General features: G+C 68.6%; 9 protein-coding genes. 2 read left to right on the plus strand and 7 right to left on the minus strand.

Translation table 11 applies throughout. The features are described from left to right. Positions 1–91: 91 nt before the first annotated feature. On the minus strand, positions 92–817 hold the full coding sequence (locus tag AC6EI8_RS23185) for a gamma-glutamylcyclotransferase (protein ID WP_149317813.1): 726 nt from the start codon (positions 815–817) through the stop codon (positions 92–94). 163 nt (positions 818–980) lie between these two features. On the opposite strand from AC6EI8_RS23185, the gene AC6EI8_RS23190 reads away from it, so the two are divergent. After that, complete coding sequence (locus tag AC6EI8_RS23190; protein WP_149317814.1) at positions 981–1,301, plus strand: hypothetical protein; 321 nt, start codon at positions 981–983, stop codon at positions 1,299–1,301. A gap of 40 nt (positions 1,302–1,341) precedes the next feature. Here the strand turns inward: AC6EI8_RS23190 and AC6EI8_RS23195 are convergent, their stop codons facing one another. The 6 genes from AC6EI8_RS23195 to AC6EI8_RS23220 all read right to left on the minus strand — a co-directional run bounded on the left by AC6EI8_RS23195 (position 1,342) and on the right by AC6EI8_RS23220 (position 5,742). After that, a complete protein-coding gene (locus AC6EI8_RS23195; protein ID WP_226108329.1) occupies positions 1,342–1,689 on the minus strand; it encodes an FKBP-type peptidyl-prolyl cis-trans isomerase in 348 nt (115 codons plus the stop codon). Between the two features lie 173 nt (positions 1,690–1,862). Further along, complete coding sequence (locus AC6EI8_RS23200) at positions 1,863–2,411, minus strand: YaeQ family protein (RefSeq protein WP_053821239.1); 549 nt, start codon at positions 2,409–2,411, stop codon at positions 1,863–1,865. Positions 2,412–2,676: 265 nt separating this feature from the next. Further along, entirely contained in the window at positions 2,677–2,997 is a 321-nt protein-coding gene (locus AC6EI8_RS23205) for a hypothetical protein (protein ID WP_226108327.1), read from the minus strand. Between the two features lie 127 nt (positions 2,998–3,124). Then, a complete protein-coding gene (locus tag AC6EI8_RS23210; RefSeq protein WP_149317816.1) occupies positions 3,125–3,508 on the minus strand; it encodes an MAPEG family protein in 384 nt (127 codons plus the stop codon). A 189-nt stretch (positions 3,509–3,697) separates the two neighbouring features. Further along, entirely contained in the window at positions 3,698–3,916 is a 219-nt protein-coding gene (locus AC6EI8_RS23215; protein WP_226108325.1) for an RNA-binding S4 domain-containing protein, read from the minus strand. Positions 3,917–3,984: 68 nt separating this feature from the next. After that, positions 3,985–5,742 carry a glutamine--tRNA ligase/YqeY domain fusion protein gene (locus tag AC6EI8_RS23220; RefSeq protein WP_150084220.1) on the minus strand — a complete coding sequence of 586 codons (1,758 nt, stop codon included), beginning with the start codon at positions 5,740–5,742 and terminating at the stop codon, positions 3,985–3,987. A 191-nt stretch (positions 5,743–5,933) separates the two neighbouring features. Between AC6EI8_RS23220 and AC6EI8_RS23225 the strand changes: the two genes are divergently transcribed. Continuing rightward, positions 5,934–6,129, plus strand: a 196-nt coding sequence (locus AC6EI8_RS23225; protein WP_498382990.1) for a hypothetical protein, incomplete at its 3' end; no start/stop codon positions are given.

Here is a 6,129-nt window from a genome sequence, read left to right on the forward strand (position 1 = left end):
GCCGCCGAGCAGCAGCCCCGACAACCCCAGCGCTTCGGCAACCATCAGGCGGCGGGCTCGAGCGGCGGGGGCGGGCATGGCGGTCTCCGGTTCAGGCGGCGTTGGCCGGTTCGCTGTCCGCGGCCGGCTCGCCGGCCGGTTCCGCGTCGGCGGCCTGGATCTGCCGCCACAGCCGGCCGAGATAGGGATCGTCGACGCCGTGGGTGGCCAGGCCCAGCAGGGTCTGGTGCAGATAGTCGCGCGCCGGGCCGTACAGGCCGGTGGCGCGCCGCAGGCAGGTGACCACGCGCTCGTCGGGCAGGCGGCCGGCATAGGCCTCGTGGGCGCGGTTCATCACGAAGGCGAGCGCCCGCTGCGGGGCCGCCTCGCCATCGAGCTTCACGCGCAGCCAGCGCGGATGGTAGGCGCCGGTCATCATTTCGCGGCGCCACAGCACGCGGAATTCCTGCTCGACCACATGGCTGGGGATGCGGAACACCATGCCGTGGCAGCTGCCGCCACGGTCCAGGCCCAGCACCAGCCCGGGGTTGTCCCAGGTGCCGCGATTGATGCGCGAATAGAGGTAAAACCCGCGGTGATAGCCGTGCACGGTCGCGAGCCGGCGCTCGGTGTGCACCACCATCGGGTTCCAGATCAGGGAGCCGTAGCCGAACAGCCAGACGTCACCGTGCATGTCCGGCTGGTCGGGCCGGTGATCGAGCGTGGAGCGCAACGAGCGCTCGAGCGCGTCTTCCGACAGCAGCGAGGAAGCCACCGGGGTACCGCCCAGCGTGGTCCGCAGCCGGTCCGCTTCGAGATCTTGTCGGGTGATGGCCATGGTGCAAGCATAATGCAAAGCCGGGCAGCGGGAGGCTTGCTACACCACATGGCGGTGGGATGTCGGCGTGGGGCAACGGTACGGCGCCACCCGCTGCCGGCGGGGTGGCGGCCGATGTTGCGCCGTCCTTACAATGGCTGCCAACTACCAGGAGGGATGGACTATGGCGCGAACGCTTACGGTGGCCTTCGGCACCGGCAAGGAATTCGAGTTCACCATCGGCGATACCGAACTTGCGGGCATCAGCGACGATGCCGGCTGGCGCTGGTTCGATCGGGAGTATGCGGAGCTTGACTGCCAGGCTTCCAGCCCGGTGGGCAAGGTGCTGGTCATCGACAAGATCCTCAGCGTGGCGCGCTTCTCGGGCGAGCAGCGCTTCACCGGCGATCCGGACTGGGCCCGGGAGTACGCGCGGCATGCCGCGCATATCCTGGGCCGCGATCGGGTCCGCGTCGACGTCGGCAACGCGTCGATCGGCTTCTGAGCCGGCCTGCCGGCTCAGTCTTTCTGGAGCGTCAACCGCCTCAGACGGCCAGCAGTTCCACTTCAAACAGCAGCGTGGCGTTCGGCGGAATCACGCCGCCGGCGCCGCGTGCGCCATAGCCCAGGTCGGCGGGAATCACCAGCCGGCGCGTGCCGCCCACCTTCATGCCCTGCACGCCTTCGTCCCAGCCGCGGATCACATGACCGGCGCCCAGCGGGAACACGAAGGGATCGTTGCGATCCTTGCTCGAATCGAATTTGCGGCCGGCCTGGCCGTTCTCGTACAGCCAGCCGGTGTAATGGACGGTGACGTGCATGCCCGCGGTCGCTTCGGCGCCCTGGCCGGTCACGGTGTCTTCGTATTGCAGGCCGGAAGGAGTGGTGATCATCGGTCTTTCCTTTGTGTGACTGCGCGGCGCGGCCTGGGGGGCCGCGATGCGCGTGGTGATTCGGCGCACGGGCCGCGCGGCCATGGCTGGCGCGCGCGGTGCTGCCGAGCCGGCAGTGTACCCGCAAGCGTTGAGGGGTTTGGCGTCTGGCGTCTGGCGTCAGACGTCAGGCGTCAGGCGTCGGCCCGTTGCCAGGTATCCAGGCGCAGCTGCACGCTGCGCTCGTCGTCGCTGAACCAGATCTCGCCGTCCTGGATCGTCACCGTCAGCCGCATCGCCCGGCGGGCCATGCCGGCCAGCGCGTCGACCGCCTCGCCCGGCACCGCATGCACGGTCAGGTTGCGCAGCTTGCCGGCCTTGCCGGCGATGCCCTTCCACCATTCGCGCGCGCTGGCGGGCTGGTAGGCGAACACGGTCACGCGCGCGGCGCGCGAGGCGGCGCGCTTGAGCCGCGTCTCGTCGGGCTGGCCCAGGTCGATCCAGTGTTCGATCTCGCCGGTCAGGCTGCGCTCCCACAGGTCCGGCTCGTCGGGTTCGTCGAGCCCGCGCGTCAGGCTCAGCGTCTCGCTGGCCTCGCAGGCGAACGCCAGCAGCCGCACCATCATGCGGGCGTCGTTCTCGGACGGGTGCTGCGCGACGGTCAGCGCGTGGGTGCCATAGTAATGCCGGTCCATATCGGAGATCGACAGCTCGGCTTTGCAGATGGTGGACTTCAGGGCCATGGGGGAAGAGGGAGGCGGCGCGCCGGCCGATGGCGCGGGCAGGATGCCCGGCACGGCCGGCAAAGCGCGCATGTTACCCGATCACCGCCTGCATGACGGTGCGGATGGCATGGTGAGGAAGCGGGAAGGGAAGGGTCGCGGAACCAGCAGCCGACACCGCAGCACAAACGGCAGAGAAGGCGGCAAAGGAAACCGCAGCGGGATCGACTGCGGAATCGACGGCGCCGCGGGTGGGATGCTCCGCACGCGCGGCGCGGCGCGGCGGTCAGCGTGACTTGCGGTAATCGCTGAAGTAGAAGCGCAGCACCGCGGAGGCGATCACCAGCGCGAGGAAGGCGGCGGCGATCACCATCGCCTGCCCGGCGGGACTGTCGATCTGCCCGTTGACGCCGAGCTCGACCAGGCGGCCGACGACCAGCATCACCAGCACCGGGATCACCAGGGCGCGGCGGCCGTAGGTGCGCATCACCCAGGCGGGGAAGTTGCGCAGATGGCCGACAAAATCGCGCGGAATGCTGCAGATCAAGCACGCCCCTGCGGCAGCGAGCGAAGCCGCCACCACATCCCCCAGTCCAATCCCGATCATGATTCCCCGTCCCGTCGCACCCGGGCGAAAAAGCCGGGGCCAAATTTTGCAAAGCGCTGATTCTACAGAAGATTTCGGGATTTCAGGTGTCGCCGGGTCGACCTGTGACAGAAGTCAACGGTCTCCTTCAGGGCACCAGCACGGGCAGCAGGAAAATGCCCAGCACGCAGAGGAAGCCGAGCGTCCAGCACAGCGAACGCAGCGTGGCGCGGTCGGCCAGGTAGCAGACGGTGTAGAGCACGCGGATCACGATGAATGCGACCGCCAGCTCGTCGATGCGCGCCTGCGGCGCCTGCAGGTGGCTGGCGCACAGCACCGCGGCGGCGAACAGCGGAAAGGCCTCGAAGTGGTTGCGGTGGGCGAGGTCCGCGCGGCGGGCGCGGCCGGTCTGCCGCTCCAGCCAGGCGCGCGGATCGTGGTTGTCGAAGCCGGGCGCGCCCCATTTGGCGATGCCCACCGTGACGATGGGCAGGATGCCGGCGATCAGCACGCACCAGAAAGCGATCGGCATGGCGTTGTCCTTTGGTTCTGTCGTCGGCGCATCGCCGGCGGTCACGTAGCGAGATGGCGCCCGATGGGGCGCTTATGTGGTGCCCGGATCCTGCTCCAGCAGCGCTCGAGTTGCCCTCGAGTGCTCCTCGATCGGTCCTCGAGCGGCCCTCGGGTGGTCTCGAGCGGCGCTCGGGCTCCCAAGCAGCCCTCAGGCCGCCACCACCCGGATCGTCACGCCAGGCAACGTCACCACCTGGCCCGCGCGGATCTTGGCGGTCTTGCGCGATTCGGGCACACCGTCGACCGCAACCTCACCGGCAGCGACCAGCGCCTTGCCGGCGCCGCCGCTGTCGGCCACGCCGGCCAGCTTGAGCAGATCGTTCAGCGCGATGTGCTCGCGGTCCAGCGGGAAGGTCAGGGTCTGCATGATGAAGTTTGGGGTTGGAGATGGCGCCGGGCGCCGATTCCTCGGCGCGCCGGCGTGGGCCGCGGCAATTACTTGCCCCAGCTGTCCTTCAGTCCGACGATGCGGTTGAAGACCGGACGGCCCGGCTGGCTGTCGACGCGGTCGGCGACGAAATAGCCGTGCCGCTCGAACTGGAAGCGGTCCTCGGCCCTGGCCTCGCGCAGGCCCGGCTCCAGATACGCTGTGACCACGCGCTTGGAGTCCGCGTTCAATGCATCGAGGAAGTTCTTGCCGCCGGCATCCGGATGCGGGTCGTTGAACAGCCGGTCGTACAGCCGCACCTCCGCCTGCAGCGCGTGCTGCGCGCTGACCCAGTGGATGTTGCCCTTGACCTTGACGCTGTCCGCGCCCGGCGTGCCGCTCTTGGTGTCCGGCAGGTAGTTCGCGTGCACGGCGACGACATTGCCGTCGGCGTCCTTGTCGACGCCGGTGCATTCGATCACGTAGCCGTAGCGCAGCCGCACCTTGTTGCCCGGGAACAGCCGGAAATAGCCCTTCGGCGGGTTCTCGTTGAAGTCCTCGCGCTCGATCCACAGCTCGCGCGACAGCGGGAACACGCGCTTGCCCAGCTCGGGCTGCTTCGGATGGACCGGCGCCGAGCACTCCTCGCTCTGGCCTTCCGGGTAGTTGTCCAGGATCAGCTTGAGCGGATCGAGCACCGCCACGCCGCGCGCCGCGCGCGCATCGAGGTCGTCGCGCACCGCGCCTTCCAGCGTGCTCATGTCGATCCAGCTGTCCGACTTGGCCACGCCCACGCGATCGCAGAACAGCTGGATCGATTCGGGCGTATAGCCGCGCCGGCGGATGCCGACGATGGTCGGCATGCGGGGATCGTCCCAGCCGTCGACGCGGCCCTCGTTGACAAGCTGCAGCAGCTTGCGCTTGCTGGTGATCGCATAGGTCAGGTTCAGCCGGGCGAATTCGTACTGATGCGGCAGCGGCTCGCGCAGCAGGCCGCAATCGCGCAGCTGGGCCAGCACCCAGTCGTACAGCGGGCGGTTGTTCTCGAACTCCAGCGTGCACAGCGAGTGCGTGATGTTCTCGATCGCATCCGAGATGCAATGCGTGAAGTCGTACATCGGATAGATGCACCACTTGTCGCCGGTGCGATGGTGGTGCGCATGGCGGATCCGGTAGAGCACCGGGTCGCGCATCACGATGTTCGGCGCGGCCATGTCGATCTTCGCGCGCAGCACGTGCTCGCCGTCGGCGTACTTGCCGGCGCGCATGTCGCGGAACAGCTGCAGGTTCTCCTCGACGCTGCGGTCGCGGTAGGGCGACGGCGTGCCCGGCTCGGCGAAGTTGCCGCGGCTGGCGGCGATCTGCTCGGCGCTCTGGCTGTCGACATAGGCGACGCCGCGCTCGATCAGCTTCTCGGCGAAGGCGTACAGCTGGTCGAAGTAGTCGCTGGCGTAGTACAGGTGGGCCTGCGGGCCGCCCTGCGCATCGTTGCTGTCCCAGCTGAAGCCGAGCCAGTGCACCGCGTCGATGATCGAATCGACGTACTCGGTGTCTTCCTTGACCGGATTGGTGTCATCGAAGCGCAGGTGGCAGCGGCCGCCGTAGTCGCGCGCCAGGCCGAAATTCAGGCAGATGCTCTTGGCGTGGCCGATGTGCAGATAGCCGTTGGGCTCCGGCGGGAAGCGCGTGATCACGGCGGGCAGCGGCCGGCCCTGCGCGTCGGTGCGGCCGGCGTAGGTGCCGGCGGCCAGATCCTGGTCGATGATGCTGCGCAGGAAGTTCGAGGCGGCGGGCGTGCTGTCTTGGGCTTTCGGGTCGTGGCTCATGGTTTGGCCAGGTTGGGCCGCGGGTCGCGCGGCCGGCTACAGGGCGGATTCGAATTCGTGGTAAGGAACGGCGCAGATTTGCGCCGGGCCAGCGCGCCGGCGCCCCGGAGGGCCCGGCAGGTTGGCGGGAACCGGTGATTTTACCGTGCCGGCGCATCCGCCGCGCGCGCAATCTCGGGCGGCGCGCTAGCATGGAGTTCCTGTGCATCCCGAAGCGGCCCGGCCGCGCGCGCCCGCGCTGCAGCCACCGGTTCGATTTGCCGATTCGATTTGCCGATTCGATGTGCCGACCCCACCGTCGCCATCGCATTGCCATCCCACCCCCATCGTTCACGAGGAGCGCCATGCCATCGCCCGATCCCGCCGCCACCCTTGCCGCGCTGTGGC

It is taken from the genome of Cupriavidus sp. R6-3, from assembly GCF_059772245.1.